Origin of the sequence: Wolbachia endosymbiont of Folsomia candida (genome assembly GCF_001931755.2) — a bacterium.
Lineage (GTDB): Bacteria > Pseudomonadota > Alphaproteobacteria > Rickettsiales > Anaplasmataceae > Wolbachia.
Window position 1 is genome coordinate 128,517 of record NZ_CP015510.2, and the last position, 22,923, is coordinate 151,439.

At 32.8% G+C, this 22,923-nt stretch carries 22 protein-coding genes, 1 tRNA gene and 1 pseudogene; 6 read left to right on the forward strand and 18 right to left on the reverse strand.

The genetic code is table 11. From position 1 onward, the window contains the following. Positions 1 to 8: 8 nt before the first annotated feature. From ASM33_RS00505 to rseP, 3 genes are read right to left on the reverse strand one after another with little or no spacing between them, the layout of a single operon-like run. Positions 9 to 569 carry an OmpH family outer membrane protein gene (locus ASM33_RS00505; protein ID WP_110409510.1) on the reverse strand — a complete coding sequence of 187 codons (561 nt, stop codon included), beginning with the start codon at positions 567 to 569 and terminating at the stop codon, positions 9 to 11. Continuing rightward, positions 570 to 2,876, reverse strand: coding sequence for an outer membrane protein assembly factor BamA (gene bamA / locus ASM33_RS00510; protein ID WP_110409509.1), 2,307 nt, complete (start codon positions 2,874 to 2,876; stop codon positions 570 to 572). A gap of 8 nt (positions 2,877 to 2,884) precedes the next feature. Continuing rightward, on the reverse strand, positions 2,885 to 4,009 hold the full coding sequence (rseP, locus tag ASM33_RS00515) for an RIP metalloprotease RseP (RefSeq protein WP_110409508.1): 1,125 nt from the start codon (positions 4,007 to 4,009) through the stop codon (positions 2,885 to 2,887). A 99-nt stretch (positions 4,010 to 4,108) separates the two neighbouring features. Here rseP and ASM33_RS00520 point away from each other — a divergent pair, with 99 nt between their 5' ends. After that, positions 4,109 to 4,387: an FAD assembly factor SdhE gene (locus tag ASM33_RS00520; RefSeq protein ID WP_110409507.1), complete on the forward strand. Its 279-nt coding sequence runs from the start codon at positions 4,109 to 4,111 to the stop codon at positions 4,385 to 4,387. A 49-nt stretch (positions 4,388 to 4,436) separates the two neighbouring features. Here ASM33_RS00520 and ASM33_RS00525 read toward each other — a convergent pair whose 3' ends face one another. The 6 genes from ASM33_RS00525 to ASM33_RS00540 form a co-directional block, all read right to left on the reverse strand. Further along, positions 4,437 to 5,393: a hypothetical protein gene (locus ASM33_RS00525; RefSeq protein ID WP_110409506.1), complete on the reverse strand. Its 957-nt coding sequence runs from the start codon at positions 5,391 to 5,393 to the stop codon at positions 4,437 to 4,439. Positions 5,394 to 5,554: 161 nt separating this feature from the next. Continuing rightward, complete coding sequence (locus ASM33_RS00530) at positions 5,555 to 5,881, reverse strand: cell division protein ZapA (RefSeq protein WP_110409505.1); 327 nt, start codon at positions 5,879 to 5,881, stop codon at positions 5,555 to 5,557. Next, positions 5,872 to 6,051, reverse strand: coding sequence for a hypothetical protein (locus ASM33_RS08265; protein ID WP_157956343.1), 180 nt, complete (start codon positions 6,049 to 6,051; stop codon positions 5,872 to 5,874). Before ASM33_RS08265 ends, ASM33_RS00530 begins: the two co-directional genes overlap by 10 nt. Before the next feature lie 9 nt (positions 6,052 to 6,060). Next, positions 6,061 to 6,228 (reverse strand): hypothetical protein, encoded by a 168-nt coding sequence (locus ASM33_RS08270; RefSeq protein ID WP_157956344.1) that lies wholly within the window; start codon positions 6,226 to 6,228, stop codon positions 6,061 to 6,063. A 99-nt stretch (positions 6,229 to 6,327) separates the two neighbouring features. Then, positions 6,328 to 6,606, reverse strand: a complete 279-nt coding sequence (locus ASM33_RS00535) for an HU family DNA-binding protein (protein WP_110409504.1) — start codon at positions 6,604 to 6,606, stop codon at positions 6,328 to 6,330. A gap of 27 nt (positions 6,607 to 6,633) precedes the next feature. Beyond that, complete coding sequence (locus tag ASM33_RS00540) at positions 6,634 to 8,283, reverse strand: 30S ribosomal protein S1 (protein ID WP_110409503.1); 1,650 nt, start codon at positions 8,281 to 8,283, stop codon at positions 6,634 to 6,636. 156 nt (positions 8,284 to 8,439) lie between these two features. Here ASM33_RS00540 and trmB point away from each other — a divergent pair, with 156 nt between their 5' ends. The 4 genes from trmB to ASM33_RS00560 all read left to right on the forward strand — a co-directional run bounded on the left by trmB (position 8,440) and on the right by ASM33_RS00560 (position 10,830). Next, the gene (gene trmB, locus ASM33_RS00545) at positions 8,440 to 9,093 is read left to right on the forward strand and encodes a tRNA (guanosine(46)-N7)-methyltransferase TrmB (protein WP_110410535.1); all 654 of its coding nucleotides are present in this window, start codon (positions 8,440 to 8,442) and stop codon (positions 9,091 to 9,093) included. A gap of 44 nt (positions 9,094 to 9,137) precedes the next feature. Beyond that, entirely contained in the window at positions 9,138 to 9,842 is a 705-nt protein-coding gene (locus ASM33_RS00550; protein WP_110409502.1) for a TerC family protein, read from the forward strand. A gap of 110 nt (positions 9,843 to 9,952) precedes the next feature. Further along, complete coding sequence (locus ASM33_RS00555) at positions 9,953 to 10,465, forward strand: hypothetical protein (RefSeq protein WP_110409501.1); 513 nt, start codon at positions 9,953 to 9,955, stop codon at positions 10,463 to 10,465. Between the two features lie 158 nt (positions 10,466 to 10,623). Further along, on the forward strand, positions 10,624 to 10,830 hold the full coding sequence (locus ASM33_RS00560; protein WP_110409500.1) for a hypothetical protein: 207 nt from the start codon (positions 10,624 to 10,626) through the stop codon (positions 10,828 to 10,830). 54 nt (positions 10,831 to 10,884) lie between these two features. On the opposite strand, the gene ASM33_RS00565 is transcribed toward ASM33_RS00560, so the two are convergent. The 7 genes from ASM33_RS00565 to ASM33_RS00595 form a co-directional block, all read right to left on the reverse strand. Beyond that, positions 10,885 to 10,958, reverse strand: a tRNA-Ile gene (locus tag ASM33_RS00565). Positions 10,959 to 11,001: 43 nt separating this feature from the next. After that, a complete protein-coding gene (trxA, locus tag ASM33_RS00570) occupies positions 11,002 to 11,325 on the reverse strand; it encodes a thioredoxin (RefSeq protein WP_110409499.1) in 324 nt (107 codons plus the stop codon). A gap of 137 nt (positions 11,326 to 11,462) precedes the next feature. Then, positions 11,463 to 12,290 carry an oxygen-dependent coproporphyrinogen oxidase gene (gene hemF / locus ASM33_RS00575; RefSeq protein ID WP_110409498.1) on the reverse strand — a complete coding sequence of 276 codons (828 nt, stop codon included), beginning with the start codon at positions 12,288 to 12,290 and terminating at the stop codon, positions 11,463 to 11,465. A 5-nt stretch (positions 12,291 to 12,295) separates the two neighbouring features. Beyond that, positions 12,296 to 14,053 carry a hypothetical protein gene (locus tag ASM33_RS00580; protein ID WP_110409497.1) on the reverse strand — a complete coding sequence of 586 codons (1,758 nt, stop codon included), beginning with the start codon at positions 14,051 to 14,053 and terminating at the stop codon, positions 12,296 to 12,298. A gap of 116 nt (positions 14,054 to 14,169) precedes the next feature. Beyond that, the gene (locus ASM33_RS00585) at positions 14,170 to 15,927 is read right to left on the reverse strand and encodes a hypothetical protein (RefSeq protein ID WP_110409496.1); all 1,758 of its coding nucleotides are present in this window, start codon (positions 15,925 to 15,927) and stop codon (positions 14,170 to 14,172) included. 107 nt (positions 15,928 to 16,034) lie between these two features. After that, on the reverse strand, positions 16,035 to 17,813 hold the full coding sequence (locus ASM33_RS00590) for a hypothetical protein (RefSeq protein ID WP_110409495.1): 1,779 nt from the start codon (positions 17,811 to 17,813) through the stop codon (positions 16,035 to 16,037). 116 nt (positions 17,814 to 17,929) lie between these two features. Beyond that, positions 17,930 to 18,475 (reverse strand): hypothetical protein, encoded by a 546-nt coding sequence (locus ASM33_RS00595; RefSeq protein ID WP_110409494.1) that lies wholly within the window; start codon positions 18,473 to 18,475, stop codon positions 17,930 to 17,932. Between the two features lie 304 nt (positions 18,476 to 18,779). Between ASM33_RS00595 and ASM33_RS00600 the strand changes: the two genes are divergently transcribed. Then, complete coding sequence (locus ASM33_RS00600) at positions 18,780 to 21,248, forward strand: ATP-binding protein (RefSeq protein WP_110409493.1); 2,469 nt, start codon at positions 18,780 to 18,782, stop codon at positions 21,246 to 21,248. 178 nt (positions 21,249 to 21,426) lie between these two features. On the opposite strand, the gene ASM33_RS00605 is transcribed toward ASM33_RS00600, so the two are convergent. Together ASM33_RS00605 and ASM33_RS08920 are read right to left on the reverse strand one after the other, a co-directional pair. Then, on the reverse strand, positions 21,427 to 21,687 hold the full coding sequence (locus ASM33_RS00605) for a GIY-YIG nuclease family protein (RefSeq protein ID WP_410543247.1): 261 nt from the start codon (positions 21,685 to 21,687) through the stop codon (positions 21,427 to 21,429). Between the two features lie 65 nt (positions 21,688 to 21,752). Next, positions 21,753 to 22,720: pseudogene (locus ASM33_RS08920) on the reverse strand (IS110 family transposase). Positions 22,721 to 22,923 lie beyond the last annotated feature (203 nt).

The following is a 22,923-nucleotide window of genomic DNA, read 5'->3' on the forward strand; positions in this document are numbered from 1 at the left end:
ATTTTATATTATTTTGCAACCATAATAGCAAATTCTGGTATTTCTTTATTGATATTGTTTAAGACCATAACTGATAAATCAACTTCACCTGTAGAGTATAAAACTTGATTTTTCTTTGAAACAAATAATACCAAATTTATTTCGTTTTTTTCTGCAGTTTTCTTCGCCACTTCTTTTATTTTATTAAAAATGCTATCTACTGCATCTCTATAACTTTCTTCCAAATCTGACATTTTTTTAGCATAATCATCTCTAGCTTTTACAGCGCGTTTGTTAAATTGCTCTGTCTTTTCTTCTTTAGCAGCTTCTGATAAAAGGTCAAATTCTTCTTTTGATGGTTTAAATTTGTCTAACTCTTTTTCAAATTCTTGTTGTAATGCAGAATTTCTGTCTCTTATCTGCTGTTGTACACTTTGTAAAGCAAGAGATTTATTAATAACCTCATCACTATCAACAATGGCAGCTTTTGTGTGGAATGTACCCTGGGGTTGATAGTTTACAAACTTATATCCCACAAATAAGGAAACAACTAAGGCAATAACCGATATAAATAACTGTATATGTTTCATTCAAATCCCCGCTTCAATAGAAAATTTAAAATTTGGTGATGGTATCACGTCGTAAGATTCCTTAACTAAAGGAAATCCAAAATCTAATCTAAGTTTTCCAAATGGAGATGGCATTGAGAAACCAAAACCTGGTGAAACCCTTATAAGCTTACTATCCATATATTTATCCTTTTCATAGTCTAAACCAAAAAGCGTTCCATAATCAACAAATAATGAGCCTTTAATACCAGAGTAATCATATAATTTTGGTAATGGAAAATCTACTTGCTGTGTTAAATTAAAGTAAGCTTTGCCTCCTAATGAGTGTTTTTTTTCATCCCTTGGACCGATACCGGAGAGGTCAAATCCTCTAATTTCATTACCACCTTTAAAAAAGTGCTGGCCAATATTGAGTGGATTATCGGTGTAAGAAAAAATATAACCTGCTGCCATTTTAAAGCGCAGTGTTATGTCATCATCAATTTTAGTTAATATAGGATTTATATAAAAAGACAAGAATTCGGATTTTATGAAATTTACATTTCCTCCGAGTCCCGAGATATCTTGACTTAGGCGCAATAAATATCCTTCTTTTGGAGCATATAGGTTATCTAATTTATTATACGCGAGTGTATAGCCTACTGACGAAATTGTATTTTCACCCTCTTGATCTCTTATTATAGGTGATATCTCTTTATCTTTATCAAGGTGTATGTGGTTATACTTATAAGAATAACGAATCGAATTAGTTAGGTTTTCTATAACTTTATACGATAACTTTGTTGAAAATCCCATGTCACAACTGTCAAAGCTGCTATTAGGCCTGGTATCTGTATTGTAAAATACACTGCCACCAAGTGATGTATCAGAATCATTAAAGTTATTTTCAACAATCTCTATGTCAGTTAAAAATGAGTGCTCATTCTTTTCAAGGGCAAAAGAAAGTTCTTTACCAGTACCAAGTAAATTATGCTCCTTCATATCAGTTTTAATAAATGCTCCACCAGGGAAAGACATACCCCCTGCCAAAGATAATGAACCAGTTCTTTTTTCTTTTACATTTAAATCAAGGTTCACCGTATTATCGTTGATTGGGTAACTGTTTATTTTTACTGATTCAAAAAAATCAGTACTGACCAATTTTCTGCGTGATTTTTGAATTTTAGATATATTGTATGCATCGCCTTCTGCTACATTTAATTTACTTCGGATCACTCTATCTAAAGTGCGATCATTGCCATCAATTGTAATTTGGTTTATGTAAATCTTTTTACCTGGCAATACTTTGTAAGTTATATGCACAACATTGTCACGCTGTGCATATTCTGGATTAACTTTTGCAAATATATATCCTTTCTCATTCAAATATTTACTTATTTTTTCTACTGTATTATTAATTTTAACTCTATTGAATATTTTATTGTTTTCTTCTGTTGTAAATTTCAATATTTCTTCTTTTAAACTTACATCTTGAATTTCTGCTTCAATAGTAATTTCATTAGTTCCAAATAAATACTGCTGTCCTTCATCAATCAAAAAAGTTAGCTCTATTTGATTGTTATTATCAACTTCAACGATTGGCTGGATGGTATTTTGAATATATCCCTTGGATGAATAAAAACGGTCGAGCAATTCTGTGTTTATCAATAAATGTTGTGGCGAGTAATTATTCGAATTTTTAAAAATGGCACTAAATAACTTACTAAATATATCATTATTGTGTACTTTAATAGCTTTCTCTAGCTCGCTTCTAGAAAAATTTTTATTTCCTATAAATCTTATATCCTTAATTCTAGATGTTTTACCTTCTTGTATTTTAAAAATTAGATTGATCCTATTACTATCGAGCTTGTCCAGCACATACTCAATTTTAACGCCAACTTTTCCATTATTTCTATAAGTTGCGGCTAAATTCATTAAATCACTTTGCAATTTTGTTTCAGTAAAAATAGTTAGCGATTTTGACTGAATAACATTATTTAGCAGCTCTTTGCTGTTAAATAACTTGTTACCCTTTACCATTACCCTATTAATCAATGGATTTTCTTGAATCTCTACTACTAAATTTTTTTCATCATCGATATAAGCGTTAACGCTAGCAAATAACTTTGTTTTATATAGATCTTTTATAACTGAGTCTATATCATCGTTGTCTACATAATCACCAGGTTTTAGTTTTATATAAAAACCTATCGTCTGATTACTTACACGCTCATTACCAATATACCTGAGATCTTTTATCTGTCCTTTTTCCTTGCCATCCAAAGCGAGAAGCATGGCAGGAAAAGAAAGAAAAATTACCACTAATATATAAAATAGCTTTTTCATACCTTATCTTAAAAAAGAGTCCTAATATCATTTGACATTGCAATTGCCATAAGCAAACACAACACTGAAACACCAAAAGCAGCGGCATATTTTTGATATTTTAAACTTAAATCCCTGCGTATAACTGCTTCTATAATATAGTGAAATAAATGTCCACCGTCCAACAGTGGAATTGGCAGCAAATTAAAAGCTGCTAAGTTAGCTGAAATAATTGCCATGAAATACAAAAACGTAGTGAACCCCTTCTTAGCTGATTGACCTGAATATTTTGCAATTTTTATTGGCCCACCTAATTCACTTGTGCTCCTCTTACCAACGATCATTTGAAAAACAGCTTTAACTGTTAAACACATAGTGTAGTAAGTTTCGCTTACTGATAAATTTACAGCTCCAAGAAAAGATGACTGCTTGAGTCCTGCCATATTAACTGAACCAATCCCTATCGTTTCTCTGTCTATTTTGTTGCCAAAAGCGTCCTTATCCTCTATCATTAACGGAGTGAGACTAGTCCTGTGCTGCTGATTATTTCTAATATACTCAATTTCCATTTTTGTCTTAGGGTTCGATATGATCACGCGTGAAATATCCTCAAAATACTTTATTTTGTATTCGTTAATGCGTGTGATAGTATCCCCTGGTAACAAACCAGCTTGTTTAGCTGCGCTGCCTTCTACTACATTTCCGATAATCGGTGGAGTGTGATAATAGCCTGCAATGCTGAAAAATATTGTAAAAGCGATAATAGTAAATAGTATATTTGCAAAAGGGCCTGCAAAAACTACTGCTGCTTTTTGATACCGCGGCTTTGTATGAAATGAATATAACCTTTCTTCGTCAGTCAATTTTTCCTGATCACCTGGAACGCTTGCTGCATTGGTATCACCCAGCATTTTAACATAGCCACCAAGTGGGAAAATACTCAATTTCCATCTAGTGCCAGACTTATCATTGAAAGCAAAAATTTCAGGACCAAAGCCTATAGAAAAAGATTCAACTTTAACTTTGCATGCTTTAGCGACAATATAATGTCCATATTCATGTACAAACACTATAACAGCAATTATTAAGGAAAATGACAAAAAATAGTATATCCCATCGCCAAGCTGATGAATGAAACTTGAAATTAACTCCACCTGTATATTTAGATCTTAACCAAATATTCAGTATATTAAAGCACACCTCACTTGACAAGCGTTTAGTTTGATCTTTAAATTAAAAAAAGTTTAATCATTATGACTGATATCTCACTACTGAAAAGAAAATTGATGTATAGAAGCTGGCATAGAGGCTGCAAGGAAACTGATATACTTTTAGGGTATTTTGCATTAGCACACCTTGGAAAATTCTCCACGGATGAGTTAATTGAATATGAAAAGATAGTTGATCTTGATGATCACGAGTTATATTGTTATATAACAGGCAAAAAAAGCCTACCTTTGCACTTAAATAGCGAGATGATTAACTTAATTATTTGTTTTACTCAGACACAGGCAAAAAAATTACACGATTAAAAAGTTTTTTAATTATCACAGCACTAGCGTGAAAGTTTCAAGAGAAATCTTATATGTTCAATGCTGAGTAATCTTCTGTATAAACATAAATTTCTCCTGTAAAGTCCCATATTGACTCTTTACAAGCGCTGCAATCTTCTCCTTTATCTGTACAATCTGTTATTCTATTATTGTCATCGAAAAACTGTTTGCATGTTTCATAGGTAGTGTTAGTTTCAGTACCATCTATTTTAATAACCTTATCATTCTCTGCATTTACAAGTATCAATGGCTGGTTTTGAGAGATTGTTACCACTGGTTTACTCTTGTCAATGGTTGGGTCATTTTGCACTACTTTTGTAATTTGTATATGAGAATCATTTTTAAAAATTTGGTTGTGACATGCAACTGTAGCATCGCTAGAATCATGATCTATTTTGTATGATTCAGTACCACCAGGATTACTATCTGAAATTTTGAAACAACTTTTATCAATGTTTCCTGCCCAGGTTATAGCCCCAAATTCACTTACACCATTATCAAGATGATTAACATTTACACCAAATTGTTTAGCCAAATAAGTACCATCTATTACTTTATTAGTGATATCTTTGGTGAGATAGGGATAAAATTTGTCTAATGCTTCTTTTATGTGAAGCTTGCCTTCATTAGCTAATTTAAGGGATTGTGTATTCTCACATTTCATTTCTTCTTTCTTTTGCGCATCATGCTTACGTTCTGTTTTTAATTTGCTATAACACCCTTCTTGTAGCCATGAACACCAGACTTCACATGGTGTCACGTTTATTTTGTCATTACATTCTTTTTCTATATCTTTCTCCATTCTTTGGTACTTTTCTTCAACTTTGCGTTCGCACCCCTCACGAAATTGATTAAGTACTATTTTTTCACACTCTTTCCTTACCTTATCGCACTCACTTCCTTGGAGCATAGTACATGCAACCTCTTTCTGACATTTTATTTCAGCAATACTTTTATCACTTGTACAATTTTTTACTTGTACCATAATTCACCTTCAATTGATTTAAATATCTATTTTACTATAAAATAGTAAAACAATTAATAATTTGTCATGCAAAATGGCTTTAGTGCAATTTGTCACGATTACTCTGTATATGTGAATTAAAAAAAGGGAGATGATTAACTTGATTACTTGTTTTATTGAAGCTAATCCTTTGTGTACTCAAGGTTAGTTATAATCTTGTTTACTCTATTTAATACTTTGGTATACTTCGTCTTTTTCTCGTTTCTGTATTTTTCACGCTCTTGATTTATTTCGCCCAATTGTCCTGTTAATTCTAAAATTTTATCTTCAAGAGTTAGTGCTGCAAGTAAGAAGTTTAGTGCTTCGGAACCTTTACTGCCAGTTTTTTGAGATATAGAGCTAACTAGCTTATCAAAGTTGCCAGCTAGACGTAATAAATGGTCCTTTTTCTCACTTTCGCAAGATATTTTGTATTTATTATTACATATAACTATTTCTACTACTTGCATATATGGTTAATAAATACAATATTCCATAAAATGTATAATAAGTCAATTTTCTGGATCCAAGTATCGTATACACAACTGTACGAACGTTGTAATTTTGAGTGCAAAAGTACAAAAAATGGTGTCATCCCAGTGCGTGACACTGGGATCCATCTTATTTTTATCATGTACATTATATGCTCCTAAAACCTATTATACATTGCATGATTTGCAAATATTTTACAACTAGATCCCAGTGTCACGCACTGGGATGACAAGACTTTGTTGCATCGCTCAAAAATACTATACGTTTTTGTCATTCCAGTGCTATGACACTGGAATCCAGTTTCCTTACTTAACGATTTCATCATATAAACATAATAGCTTTTCATATATAATGAATAAATTCACTGGATCCCATTGTCACGCACTGGGATGACACCATTTTTGTACTTTTTCCCTTACCCATTTTATTCATTTATCAAATTAGATAATTTTTCACTGCTACGAAAATAGGGTTTAAAGTACTGATTTTTTCTAAACTTGGGTGATGTTGGATAATCTAATTTTTTTAAGTTATAGCTTCTAATTGAAAAAGAACCAAATCCCCTGATTTCAACTCTATTGTGGTGTTTTAATGTGTCCAAAAATATTTTAAAGAACCTATCAACTATAGTTGATATGACCATCTTATCCAAAAAAGGATGCTTTTTTGCTACCTTCGCTATTATATCAGATTTTGTTGCCATTATACAAAACTAAAATAGTAATATATCTTATTTAGCAGATAATATTATGTTATATTCTTCAACACCCAATACTTCAGCTTCTATTTTATCTGATATAGAAAACTTTTTATTCTCTGGTAAATTTTCTTGATCGATAAAAAGAGTTACATCGTTTTCAGCTTCAACGACTAAGCCACTATCTTCTCTCTTACTTACAGTAACCTGTATTGTATCACCTACTTTAGTCTTTTTTATTAGATTATCAAGAGGATCATGGTCTATTTGCTTTATGCCAAGATAAATCCTTGTTCGATTCACATTAGCTCTTATCACTTTCGCTTCTATTTTATCGCCTACATTATAGTTTTTTATCTCATCTGCACTGCTTTCAGACCAACTTAAATCTTTTGCATATATCAACCCTTCCACATTTTCATCTATTTCAGAATCATTGAAAGCGACAGATATATATGATCCAGTATTATTCTTGACTTCACCAGGAACGATAGAACCAGCAGGGTATTTATTAACAAACATCTGCCAAGGGTTATCTACACACCTTTTCATACTTAAGCTCATTCTATTCTTAGCAACATCAACACTAAGAATTTTTACATGTACTTCCTGTCCCCTAGTTACAAGGCTACTTACTGGTAAATTACTCTTAACCCAAGTTATTTCAGATGAGTGCACTAAACCTTCAATTCCAGGTTTAAGCTCAACAAATAACCCATAATCTTCTATACTTGTTACGTGGCCTTTATGTACACTATCAATCGGATGCTTTGACTCCGCATCTTGCCAAGGATTATCTTCTAACTGCTTTACACCTAAGGAAACTTTTGCATTTTCCTTATCTATTTTTATGATTTTAACTTTTATAGCCTGGCCACAAGTAAAAACTGCAGATGGGTGGCTTACCCTGCTCCAAGATATATCTGTAATATGAAGCAAACCATCTATTACCCCAACTACATCCGATTCGTGAATACCGACGAAGACACCATAATGAGTGATGCTTTTTATTTTTCCTTCTATTACGTCACCCTCGTTTAAAGATTCTAAGAACTTAGTTTTTTCACCAGCATGTGATTTCTCTAGCACCAATTTTCTTGATACTACAATGTTACCCTGCTTTTTATCCATCTTAAGTACAATGAACTTTTGCTCAGTATCAACAAGGTGCTTAGCATCTTTTACTTGTTTTAAATCCACATGACTGAGTGGTAAAAAAGCGCTTATTCCATCACTAAGATCAACAATAAATCCACATTTAATTGAGCGTTTAATAACTCCACTGACTTCAGTTTTTGTAACTGCACCATCCTCCAATTCATTCCATTTTTCATCCCTAATTGCTTTTTCACGGCTCAGAACAACATTACCGTGGTAATCTTCAATTCTTTCTACATATACTTTAATTTTAGAGCCAACAGCTATCTCATCATTAGTGCCAAGCTCCTTAAGCAAAATTCTTCCATCAGATTTTAAACCAATATCCACCACAATGTCATTAGGATTTATTCTAGTAATCATACCATCTATGACATCTCCTTCTTTAATTTTACTAACGAAAGAATCTTCAAATAAGATATCATTTTGATCTTCAAACTGGCCTTGGCATATATCTTCTATAAACTTATTTGATGATAATTTCTTAATAGCAATCGGTAGATTTATAGACGGATTATTATTCATGCAAGGCGACCTTTAATTTAAACTTTATCAGAACAAGTTATATTATATAATATTAATAATTAGTGACAAGTAATTTTTCATTAACCAATAAAGCATACTGGAGAATTATTTGAGCTATAAATAAAAATAGTGAGAGATTATATATGTATCAAGAATATGCTATGCAAGTGGATTAGGTCATTTTCCAGAAGATCAAGATTAAAACCGGATGTCGATGAAACATTGAAACAGTACTCTATTCAAAATAATAAGGACTCTATAGAGAACGTTGTGAGCTCACAAAAAAGGATATGGATAGAGATAGGCTTTGGTAGCGGTGAAAACATGCTATATCAGGCACTGAACGGAACTGACCTGTTATTTATAGGATGCGAACCCTATTTAAAAGGGGTTTCTAAATTACTAGTTAACATAGAAAAACACAGTATAAAAAATATCTTAATATGGACAGAAGATGCAAGAGAGCTGATTGCCAATTTTCCTGATAATAGTGTTGAAAAATTTTTTATTCTCTTTCCAGATCCATGGCCGAAGCGAAGCCATAATAAAAGACGGTTAATTAACGCAGAATTTTTAAGTTTATTAGCAAAAAAGATGCTTATAACAGGGGAAATATTAATTGCAACAGACCACCCAGATTATGCAGAGTGGATAGCATCACACATAAAGCAGTGTGGCTTTTTAAACTATAGAGAAAATGATTTTTCAAACTGTCCTTTTACAAAATACCATAAAAAAGCACTAAAATGCGAACGTAAAGTAAGGTTCTTTACAGTAAGCATTCCATCAAAACACAGCACGGTCACTTAATCTTTACAAACATATTGTAAAGTATAAGAAAAATTCATCTCAAAATGTTAGCTGATGCTTGGACTTTACTGATACTTACGCTACTTGAGACTATACTTGGTATAGATAATTTAATCTTTATCTCTTTAGCAATAGACAAGGTGCCAAAGCTACTCAGAGAAAGAGTGCGGTTTATTGGCCTTGGATTAGCACTATTAATGCGTTTTATAATATTATTTTTCACATCAAATATATTATCAATGCAAAAACCTATATTTCAGGCTTCATCGCTTAATATCTCAGCAAAGGACTTGCTTATGATTGCAGGTGGATTGTTTCTTATTATTAAGAGCTCTATGGAATTGTGGAACGACATTTTTTTACATACGCAAATCAAAAAAAATACAGACACTAAATCCCAATTTTTTTTGGTTTTACTACAAATTATCTTGATAGATTTAGTTTTTTCAGTTGATTCAATATTAACTGCTATAGCGTTGACGCATAACATGGTAATCATTGCTACAGCGTTCACATTTTCCATATTAGCAATGCTGTTTTTATCAAGCTATACTGGTAAATTAATCAAATCTAATCCTGGCTTAAAGGTAATTGCCATTTTATTTATTTTACTCGTTGGTGTATATCTCATACTTGATGGATTTCATGTGGAATTACCAAAAGAATATTTATATTCTTCGTTTATCTTTGCATTGCTTGTAGAAGTAATAAGTACCATAAAGAAAAATTTAATGCATAAATGTAACTAAAATAAGAAAGCTTACTTGGGTTAGCGGTACGTAGATCTTTCATGCTAATTATAAATTTTTTAATAATATTTATATATAATGTAGCATGATTTATATCGTAGGAGTAACTTATGTCAGACCGTTTTAATAAATGTATTGAGAAATGTGCGAGAGTTAGTGGGATACATGCTTGGATGGATGGGAACTGTCTTAGTGGATGTGAGTCGCTGCTGTGTAGTAATAAGGGGTCTGAGAGGACTAGTTGTGCTAGACTTACTGAATGTCGTATTAATGGAGATAAGGTGGATTATATCGCCAACTCACGTGATGGTAATATAAAATTTATTTATCATGCCTCTTTGGGTACAGTAGAATCCGATCTTCCGTGCAAACTCAACCACATTGTAAAAGTTGATCATGATCCTATACATCGTGATCACAAGTGTATTATGGAATGTACTAAGGAATATAGTGGGAAATGTATTCCGCTAAATAAGGAATGTTTCGAGGACTCTGCGCAGCAGTGTACTAAGTGGTGTACTAGTGGGTCTAGTGAGTGGTCTCGTGGTGAGCCGTATTCTATAGCAAATAGAATGGAATTTGCTACTGATAATCAATGTTCTGAATACTTGGATTATTTGTAGAAGCAATAAGTACCATAAAGAAAAATTTAATGCATAAATGTAGCTAAAATTAAGAAAGCTTACTTGGGTTAGCTGTATGTAGATCTTTCATGCTAATTATAAATTTTTTAATGATATTTATATATAATATAGCATAATTTATATTTTAGGAGTAACTTATGTCAGACTGTTTTAGTAACTGTAGTAATGATCATTGTGTGAGGATTGATGGGGAAGGTTCTTGGATGGATAAGAAGTGTCTTGAGCGCTGTGAGTCGTTTTGTAGTGAGAGGTATGGGAGGGCTAGTGATGATCTGTATTCTATAGCAAATAGAATCGAATTTCCTGGTGATAGTCAATATTCTGAATACTTGGATTATTTGTAGAAGCAATAAGTAAAATAAAGAAGACGTAATTAAAACAAATTGTAGCTTGCAGAGTGGGACTGGTAGGACTCGAACCTACGACCAATTCGTTATGAGCGAACTGCTCTAACCGACTGAGCTACAGTCCCCTATTATCAATATTTATGATACACAAAAAAGTGGATTTGTCTATTAGCTTATTTCGCTATCAACCCAACTTGGTAAATCACTAACTGCTCCCACCTTTCTTGCAATTTCTTCACCGTCTTGAAAAATAATTAAAGTTGGTATAGATAGAATTTTATATTTGCCTGGAATATCAGTTCCATCATCTATGTTAAATTTGCAGATCTTAATCTTGTCTTTCTTATCTTTAGCCAATTGTTCAATATATGGCATTAAACTTTTACATGGTCTACACCATTCTGCCCAAAAATCTACTAATACAAATCCCTTATAATCAGCAACCTCAGATTTGAAGTTTTTATCATCTACTGATTTAACGCTATCATCCATAAAATACCTAAATTTAAAACGATTGTTTCAAAAATATAGCACATCAATTGGTAATTGATCAACTAAATTCTTACTTAATTTCACTATAGGTATGAACTCTCATTTTTTGAGAGGCATAATTATAAGTTGAATCATTTTTACAACCACTTAACAAGTGGTGGCATTGACATCATGATTGCATCTGGATTTCCATCAGTCATTAGACCAAATCTTGTGCCACGATCATATAAAAGATTGAATTCTACGTATCTACCACGTTTTATTAGCTGATCTTCTCGCTGTTCTTTTGTCCAAGGTTTTAGCATATGCTCACATATGATATGCGAATAAATTTCCAAAAAGGTTTTTCCTACTGCTTTTGTAAAATCAAAATCATTTTCCCAATTACCAGAATTCAAATTATCATAGAAAATACCACCGATGCCACGCGGCTCTTTTCTGTGTTGCAAGAAAAAGTATTTATCACATTGCTCTTTAAATTTTGGGTAATACTCAGTATCAAACTCATCACACGTTGTTTTTATTGATTCATGAATATATTTAGAATCTTTCTCATTTTTATATATTGGAGTAAAGTCCATTCCTCCACCAAACCATTGTTTTGATGTATATATTAGCCTTGTGTTCATGTGTGCTGCAGGAACAAGCGGTGATTGCATATGGGAAACTAAAGATATGCCACTTGCCCAAAACTCTCCGTTACTTTCATTTGCGCCAGGAATCTCGTTCATAACTGAATCTGCAAATTTTCCATGCACTTTTGAAACATTCACACCAACTTTCTCAAAAACGTTACCATAAATAATTGTAGATTCGCCACCTCCACCACCTGGACGTTCCCACTTTCTCTGTTCAATTTTTGGTTCCGTTCTGGATGACTGTTTTTCAATTGATAAGAAAGACTTTATAATTTCGTCTCTCAGTGCACAGAACCATTCAAAAGCTTGTTCTTTTTGTTTTTCCATTTTAATTATTTACTTACTTGATTATAACTACTTAGTCTTAACTCGTCTATAGCAGTGCTTGGAACCGTTGAGTTATTATCAGGCTGAGTAACTTTACTGCAACTTGGTTTATGAACACCCTCTGCTTTTTGTGGTTTTCCTGCTGATCCAAGCATTGCATCCAGTTTTGCATTCATTTCTTTCATTGTTCTTGTTGCTTCTTGACTTTCTCTTATTGCTTCTTGATTTGCCCTTGTTGCTTCTTGGCTTTCTCTTCTGGCTTCTTGGCTTTCTCTTATTGCTTCTTTGTTTGCTTTGATAGCTTCTTCCATTTGTGGTATTAGGATTGCATTCCTTTCCTTCATTAAGCTAAGCACTTCATTGTCGAATTTTCTCTGTATTTCACAATATCTATCAACTATTTTTCCCAAATCTTCGTAAAATTCCCTTTGCACTTCCTCAACTTGCTCATAGAAACTTTTTTCAGGTTTAAACTCTTCTGCTAAATGATTTACATATACGCCAATTACTTTAATCAGCAATGCTCCTGCCATCTCTTTACTAATTTCATCAACACCCAAAAGCTCAGCTGCTAATTTGCCACCTTTTTCGCTATCGTGACAATAATGAGCTGCAAGATAACGAGAGATTTTATAAAGATCATTAGCCTCCAACACCTCAACTTTTTTTGCGATTTCCTCATCAATTGGCGCGATTTTATATATCGCACTACCTTTTTTAAAGAAATTAGCAACTGTTTGAAAAGGAATGTAAGATACTAGCGTTTGTGATTTTCCATTCTTTTGTTCTTCAGCTTGCTCTTTTAAATAAACCTCATTGCACAAAAATAAAATATTGATGTATGCTATAAACGGCAAAGTAAAATATTTATCTGCCTTCTTATAATCCTGCTTGCAATCAAGGTCTCTAAAAAATTTGAATTTTGTTGATATAAGCTCAAGACCGTTTCCATTAAAAAGCTTATTCAGTTGATTTAATATTTCAAACTGCATAATGCTTTTCTTCAACATTTTGTCTATCATCGTACTGATAGAATGTAGCTGGTTGTCCTTTTTGAATGACTCTTTTAACAGCTTTAACTCATTCACTGATTCTTTGTGACTACTTAAATACTTACTAAAATAACTCAAAGCATTATCTTTTTTTTGTAAAAACCCACCTAAATTATTTTCAGAAAAACCCTTTATACTGGCTTGACTTGAACGCAAAAACCCGTTGAGATTGGGCACTAATTTCTCATGCTTGATATTAGCTAAATTACCAAGCTTTGTCAAAACACCATAACTTAGTTGCTCTAATCTCTTTTCATCACTTAGAACATTAATTTCTATTTGTGCAAAAAAGCTATATTTAAAGCCAACACACTCAGAAAATTTTTCATTAAAGTGACTTAATATCATTCGAACAGAGTTTAGTTTTTGCTGCATTTCTGTAGCTTGTGATATTTCTTCGTTAGAACCTCCTTTATTTTTTACTATATCTGGGTGATAATCTCTAGAAACGTTTCTAAGTTTAGGATCAACCTGTGTTTTAAAATATTCCTTATGATGATCCACACTCTGTTTTCCTGTTGCAATCAATTCAAGATTGTCATCAAGCTCAGACAATAAATTGTCAAATTTAAGCGTTTTAAGCACACCTCCCAAAGTCATATGATTTATCAGCTGTTCTTCCTCAGTGGAATCAAGATCCATGCTTGATTCACTGTTGTTTTCAGTTTGCATAAACGCTTCATGCTCTTGCATAAATATTTTATCTTCCATTTTTTCCCTCCATTTTAAGTAACAATATATTAATGCTTGAATGAGGATATAGAACATTAATGAGGCAAGAAAGACCTGCCATGAAAAAAGTAAAAACATCACTTCCTTCAATTTGCTTACCTTCGATTGCTTGCTGAGCGACTTAGTGTTAATCCATTCATACTTGTGCTTGGAAGTGTTGAGTTATTATCAGGCCGAGTAACTTTACTGCAACTTGGTTTATGAACACCCTCTGCTTTTTGTGGTTTTCCTGCTGATCCAAGCATTGCATCAAGTTTTGCATGCATTTCTTTCATTGTCCTTGTTGCTTCTTGGCTTTTCTTGATTGCTTCTTGATTTGCCCTTGTTGCTTCTTGGCTTTCTCTTCTGGCTTCTTGGCTTTCTCTTATTGCTTCTTTGTTTGCTTTGATAGCTTCTTCCATTTGTGGTATTAGGATTGCATTCCTTTCCTTCATTAAGCTAAGCACTTCATTGTCGAATTTTCTCTGTATTTCACAATATCTATCAACTATTTTTCCCAAATCTTCGTAAAATTCCCTTTGCACTTCCTCAACTTGCTCATAGAAACTTTTTTCAGGTTTAAACTCTTCTGCTAAATGATTTACATATACGCCAATTACTTTAATCAGCAATGCTCCTGCCATCTCTTTACTAATTTCATCAACACCCAAAAGCTCAGCTGCTAATTTGCCACCTTTTTCGCTATCGTGACAATAATGAGCTGCAAGATAACGAGAGATTTTATAAAGATCATTAGCCTCCAACACCTCAACTTTTTTTGCGATTTCCTCATCAATTGGCGCGATTTTATATATCGCACTACCTTTTTTAAAGAAATTAGCAACTGTTTGAAAAGGAATGTAAGATACTAGCGTTTGTGATTTTCCATTCTTTTGTTCTTCAGCTTGCTCTTTTAAATAAACCTCATTGCACAAAAATAAAATATTGATGTATGCTATAAACGGCAAAGTAAAATATTTATCTGCCTTCTTATAATCCTGCTTGCAATCAAGGTCTCTAAAAAATTTGAATTTTGTTGATATAAGCTCAAGACCGTTTCCATTAAAAAGCTTATTCAGTTGATTTAATATTTCAAACTGCATAATGCTTTTCTTCAACATTTTGTCTATCATCGTACTGATAGAATGTAGCTGGTTGTCCTTTTTGAATGACTCTTTTAACAGCTTTAACTCATTCACTGATTCTTTGTGACTACTTAAATACTTACTAAAATAACTCAAAGCATTATCTTTTTTTTGTAAAAACCCACCTAAATTATTTTCAGAAAAACCCTTTATACTGGCTTGACTTGAACGCAAAAACCCGTTGAGATTGGGCACTAATTTCTCATGCTTAATACGAGCTAAATTACCAAGCTTTGTTAAAACTCCATAACTTAGTTCTTCTAATCTCTTTTCGTCACTTAGAACATTAATTTCTATTTGAGCAAAAAAGCTGTACTCAAAGCCAACACATTTAGAAAATTTTTCATTAAAGTGACTTAATATCATTCGCACAGCGTTTATTTTTTTCTGCATTTCTGTAGCTTGTAATATTTCTTCCTTAGAACCTCCTTTATTTTCTACTATATCGGGGTGATAATCTCTAGAAACGTTTCTAAGTTTAGGATTAACCTGTGTTTTAAAATATTCCTTATGATCATTCACACTCTGTTTTCCTGTTGCAATCAACTTAAGATCATCATCAAGCTCAGGTAGTAAATTATCAAGTTTAAGTGCTTTTAGCACACCTTCCAAAGTCATATGATTTATTAGCTGCTCTTCTTCAGCGGAATCAAGATCCGTACTTGATTCATTATCACTTTCAGTTTGCATAAACGCTTCATACTCTTGCATAAATATTTTATCATTCATTTTTTCCCTCCATTTTAAGTAACAATATATTAATGCCCAAATAAGTATAGAGAGGGCCAATAATATCAAAAAGACCCTCAATAATAAAGGTGAAAGAGTCATGCTCTTTAAAATGATTTACCTATTTGATTACAAGTGCTTAGCCTTAACTCATCCATAGCAGTGCTTGGAATAATAGGATCTATTACTTCGATATCCGATCCTGACATACTAACATTTTCAGTGCAGCTTTCCTCCTCAGAACTTTTAGTTTCACTGAGATTAGATCGATACATATCACCTGCTTCTTGCCAAATTTGTACTGCAGCTTGCACACCAGGTATTCCAAGAATTGCATCCATTCTGCTAATCATCTCATCACTTTTCCTGATTGAGTCTTCGTTTTTCTTGCTTAATTCTTTGGATTTTCTGATAGCTTCTTCAGTTCTTGGGATTAGCGTTGCATTCGCTTCCTTCATTTTCTCCAACACCCCACGTAATTCATCGTTAAATCCTCTCTCTATTTCAATCAATCTACCAAATCCATTTTTAATGATTTCTTGCTGTTCCATTAGCAACTCTATAACTCGCTCTTCATAAGTTTTTCCAGGCTTAAACTCCTCTGCTAAATGATTCGCATATACGCCAATGACTTTAATCAGCAATGCTCCTGCCATCTCTTTACTAATTTCATCAACACCCAAAAGCTCAGCTGCTAATTTGCGACCTTTTTTATTATCATCACAATAATAAGCTACAAGATAACGAGAGATCTTATAAAGATCATTAGCCTGCAACACATCAACTTTTTTTGCAATTTCCTCATCAATTGGCGCGATTTTATACATCGCACTACCTTTTTTAAAAAAATTAGCAACTGTTTGAAAAGGAATGTAAGATACCAGCGTTTGTGATTTTCCATTCTTTTGTTCTTCAGATTGCTCTTTTAAATAAACCTCATTGCACAAAAATAAAATATTGATGTATGCTATAAATGGCAAAGTAAAATATTTATCTGCCTGCTGATAATCCTGCTTGCAATCAAGGTCTCTAAAAAATTTGAATTTTGTTGATATAAGCTCAAGACCGTTTCCATTAAAAAGCTTACTTAGTTGATTTAATATTTCAAACTGCATCATGCTTTTCTTGAGCATTTTATCTATCATAGAACAGATAGAGCTTAGCTGATCATCTTGCTTGAAGGATGCTTTTAGTAGCTTCAACTCATTAACTGATTCTTTGTGACTACTTAAATACTTACTAAAATAACTCAAAGCATTATCTTTTTCTTGTAAAAAACCACCTAAATTATTTTCAGAAAAACACTTCATACTGGCTTGACTTGAACGCAAAAATCCGTTGAGATTGGGCACTAATTTCTCATGCTTAATACGAGCTAACTTACCAAGCTTTGTTAAAACTCCATAACTTAGTTCTTCTAATCTCTTTTCGTCACTTAGAACATTAATTTCTATTTGAGCAAAAAAGCTGTATTCAAAGCCAACACATTTAGAAAATTTTTTATTAAAGTGACTTAATATCATTCGCACAGAGTTTATTTTTTTCTGCATTTCTGTAGCTTGTAATATTTCTTCCTTAGAACCTCCTTTATTTTCTACTATATCGGGGTGATAATTTCTAGAAACGTTTCTAAGTTTAGGATCAACCTGTGTTTTAAAATATTCCTTATGATCGTCCACACTCTTTTTTCCTGTTGCAATCAATTCAAGATTATCATCAAGCTCAGGCAATAAATTATCAAGTTTGAGCGCTTTTAGCGCGCCTTCCAAAGTCATATGATTTATTAGCTGCTCTTCTTCAGTGGAATCAAGATCCATGCTTGATTCATTGTTGTTTTCAGTTTGCATAAACGCTTCATGCTCTTGCATAAATATTTTATCATTCATTTTTTCCCTCCATTTTAAGTAACAATATATTAATGCCTTAACAAGTATATAGAGCATCAATGACGCAAGAAAGACCTGCCATGAAAAAAGTAAAAACATCACTTCCTTCAATTAGCTTACCTTTGATTGCTTGCTGAGTGACTTAGTGTTAATCCATTCATACTTGTGCTTGGAGGTATGCGATCTATTATTTCAATATCTGATTCTTCTGACTCTGCTACGCTGGCAGTCTCGGTGCAGCTCCCTTCTTCTTCAGAAGTTTTTACTGTAGAAGGTTCACTATGCGGTTCACTGATATTAGATCGATACATATCACCTGCTTCTTGCCACACTTGCACTGAAGCTTGAATGCCAGGTATTCCAAGTATTGCATCCATTCTGCTAATCATCTCATCACTTTTCCTGATTGAGTCTTCGTTTTTCTTGCTTAATTCTTGATTCGCTTTGATTAATGCATCGTTTTTTGTGACTAATTCCTGTTTCTCTGCCTTCATAGCATCGATAATTTCTTGCTTTTCTTCTGCTACTTCCTTTAATCCTTTATCAAATCTCTCTGGCCAATTTTTATTTTCAGCCTCCAGCTTTGATATAGTATTACTTTGGTTATATATAACAACACCTTGCACGATTTGTACAATACCAACACCAACAGCAACTAACATAAAACCCTCTAAATATATTTACATAATGGTATAATAAGAAGGTTGATTTATAAAGCAATGTTTTTCTTAATTCTTTTTGGCATAATAAAAAGCTGAATAAGTTCATCTCTTAACACGCAGAGCTACTCAAAAGCTTGTTTCTTTTGTTTTTCCATAATTTTTGTTAACTAGATATTTACTTTTATTAATATTTTTGGTAAACATCACGTGATATTTAAGGTAAAGTTATAGTAGCATACCTATCAGTAATATTAATCAATCTATAATAATTAAATAAATATAATGAAACGTTTTTGTAGGCGCAATGAGTAAAAGATATATAGATAGCAAGAAAGAGAATAGAGTTGATTTTATATTAAGAAATTATGGAATGTCAATTGCTGTAATGGCAATTATTATGTTCTTACCTCCAATAGTGATATCAGCACTCTACTTTTTTGATATATATGATCAACATACTAATATAGAGATTAATTTATTAGTTAGCATTTTAATGACTCTCTTTATAATATATAATATCAAACGCTACAGATACCTGCTTAATTCCATAGAATTTCAAAATGCAATATTTGCAAATGCACTAAACCATAATACAGAATTTTGCCTTATTTTGCATAAGGATGAAGGTATTGTTTATGCTGATGCAAGATTCTATGAAAGATTTAAAGATAATATAGATGATGACGTTACTTTAGGAAAGATCCTTGAAGCAGGGGGAGTTTCAGAGAAAGATAAAAAAGCGCTCTATAATGCATTAAAAAATAATTCTTCTGTGCAGATATGCATTGCCTTAAGCAAGAAAAATAGAGTATCTCACTTTCTTTTGCTCTTTGAACCGATACCAGATAATCCTCAGATTGCTACAAAAATTTTAAATTTATCGTTAGCACCAGTAGCAAGACCTCACGGGTATTTTGTGTTAAAAGCAACACAAATGAATAAGGAGCAAGTATATGAAGAATTAATAGAGAAACATAGAATAGGAACTTATATTGCAAATGCTAAAGGTGTCATTTTATCTGTAAATGAAAGGTTTTTGGATATATTTGAACTGAAAAAATTTGAAAAAGGCAGCTCAATCAACGATTTTATATCCCAATCTAAATATAATAATACAACAAACGATAACGAAATTCTATTTTCTACTGTAAACGGTGTTCCGTTCAAAGCTTATATGAGCACCACTATGTTCTGTGATAAGTATAATCATAACTATATGCATGGTTTCATCACACCTGTTGAATCAAATATTACTGATTATCAATTACATCCTTGTTTTGCAAATTCATCAATTGCTATTGCACAATGTGATATAAGCGGTAATTTTATCAAGAAAAATACGGCAATAATAAAGCTTGCTGGGCCAGATAATAATTCGATCTTTACATTAATCTCAGCTGATTATCATGCAAAAATACGTGAATATTTTTCAAGTAACAGAATAAATAACGCGTCTTTTGATGTACAGTTTAAAGACGATAATAATGTGAAAATATATTTCAATAAATTTCTTCACAATAAAATATTGTTCATACTTTGTTATTTTATTGATAATACTGAGCACAAAAATCTAAAGATTGAGCTTGAACATTATCAAAAGATGCAAGCTATAGGACAACTTGCAGGTGGGATAGCGCATGACTTTAACAACATACTAACAGGTATAATAGGGTTTTGTGATTTGCTTTTACTACAACACTCAGCTGGCGACCCGTCTTTTGGAGATATAATACAAATACAACAAAATGCAAAGCGTGGATCAAATTTAGTGAAGCAGCTACTTGCTTTTTCAAGAAGACAGACAATGCAGCCAAAAATTGTCGATGTGAATGGCACAATAGCTGATCTTTGTGAAATGATAAAAAGATTAATAGGTGAGAATATAAAATTTACTACTTATTATGATGGAGATCTGGGTGCTATTAGAGCTGACCAAGGACAATTAGAGCAAGTGATAATTAACTTAGCAATTAATGCTAGTGCTGCTATGGAAAATGGTGGGGAATTAACCATACGAACCTTTAATCAAAAGATCGACTCATTAAATTCCACACCTCAGGATATGATTTCTCCAGATAAGGAAACAATTGAACATGGAAATTACGTTGTAATTGAAGTAATTGATACCGGGTGTGGTATGACAAGCGATATAATTGAAAAGATCTTTGATCCATTTTTTTCTACCAAAGATATTACTTCTGGTACAGGTCTTGGCCTATCTACTGTTTATGGAATTATTAAACAAACCGAAGGATATATTTATGTTGCTAGTAAAGTAAAAAGTGGCACTAAATTTAGCATATTCTTGCCTATGGTTTATGTACTCGATGAATATGATAGGGAAGAAGAAAGCGAGAAAATAGAAAAGCCAATGGTAAATGAGATTCAAAGTAATGGCATAATTTTATTAATTGAAGATGAGGATTCAGTAAGAGAATTTACCACTAAAGCGCTTAAAAGAAAGGGATTTGATGTAATAGAAGCTAGCATGGGTAGCAAAGCATTAGAAATAATCAGCAAAAAAAGCCAGCACATAGATCTGATAATCACGGATGTAGTAATGCCAGAGGCCAGTGGTCCTGAAATAGTCAAAGAAGCATTAATTCTCAGGCCAGATATTAATGTCATTTTTATTTCTGGATATGCAGAAGAAGCTTTTTCAAAGAATGATGATATCAATATAGGAGATTTTCACTTTTTACCAAAGCCTTTCACTCTGAATGAATTAGGAAATAAAGTTCAAAGTGTATTACACTCGATAAAAAAACAATAGATTGCTTTACGGATAATATAGAGCTAACTCATACCACATCATCATCCCGCTGCTTGTTAGCGGGATCTACTACGAGATGCCACGAATAAATCCACAGCTGTACGAACATTCCAACTTTAAGGCAAAAGTGTAAAAAATGGTGTCATTCCAGTGCTTTTGACACTGGAATCCAGTTTTCTCACTTAATAATCTCATAATATAAATCATACCAATTTGGGTTTTTTCTTGCAACTAAGTCGATTTTCCATTCCCTTTTCCAACTTTTTAAAAGTTTTTCTCTATTAAGAGCTGAATCTATGTCTTGAAATTCTTCAAAATAAACTAATTTTTGCACATTGTATTTCGACGTAAAACCAGAAACAACCTTGTTCTTATGCTCCCAAACTCGTTTAATTAAATTCGACGTAATGCCTATATACAGAGCCGTGTCTACTTGCAAGTATATAAATATAATAATTTTTCATAAAATTTAGATCCCAGATACTGTCTTTGATGTCAAACAAATTATCCAACTAAATTACAATTAAATGGTTGATTGTTTTTAAGAATACCAAAAAAGACATGCATTAATTTTCTCATTAACGCAAGGACTATGACTTTTGGGCATTTACCTTTACTTGCTAGACGCTGACAAAATTTTTGAAAATGATTATTATGGTTTTTGACTACTATAGCTGTCATATAAAGGGCTTTTCGGACGCGCTCAGATCCTATTTTACATATGCAACTTCTCTTACTTACAGACGATCCAGATTCATAATGTCCTGGATTTAGGCCAGCAAAAGCTGTAAATTGCTTAGCATTATCAAAATTATCAGCCGCTGGCATTTCTGCAATAACAGCAACAGCAGTAAGATGTCCTATACCTTTTATAGTCTTGAGGTTTTCTACCATATTTTTTAGATGTGGTAGTGATTTATATGCTCATTAATTTCTGTTTCGAGAACAATAATTTGCTCCTCTATTGCCAAAATTACCTTAGATATAGCTTCTTTGCAGCTGGAATGCATATTTTCATTTTTCAAGCGGTTCATCTGTTGCAATTTATCATTTTTTAGCGATTGCATACAACGGTAAAGATCTCTTAAATGCCTCATTTCAGGTGCAATTGGTTTCCAAAGAGCAGGTTTATTCGCAATACAAAATCTAGCTATCATAGCTGCATCTGATTTATCTGTTTTATTTCTGAGCAGCTCACTTTTGCCAAAAGCCTTGATTTGAGCCGGGTTTACTATACTAACATTATGCCCTAAATCGTGCATAAAAGTAGCCAAATCTTCCCCATACCAGCTAGTTGCCTCAAGACACAGATGAATAAGATTTGCTCCATGGCCATTGCACCAAACCACAAGCTTTGCAAAGCCATCCTGATTATTTTGAAAGACTTTGTGTCGTTTTTTATTGTCCATCAGCAAACAAACATCAAATTTCTTTTTTGAAATATCCACACCCAAAATAGCATTTACTTGCATAAAATTACCTCCAAGACTATAAATAAACTGAGAGTTTAGACTAACCTTGTAATACGGGATATAATTCCAAAGATACTGTTCAGTCTTTTAACTCTATGGGAGGGGAGCAAAATCTGGAATTCGGCCTTATTGGCGTTAGTGTCAAGTCGGCTTCACCCTTCCTGCGTGGTATTTTAGCTCTAATGCCTCACATCATAAAGATA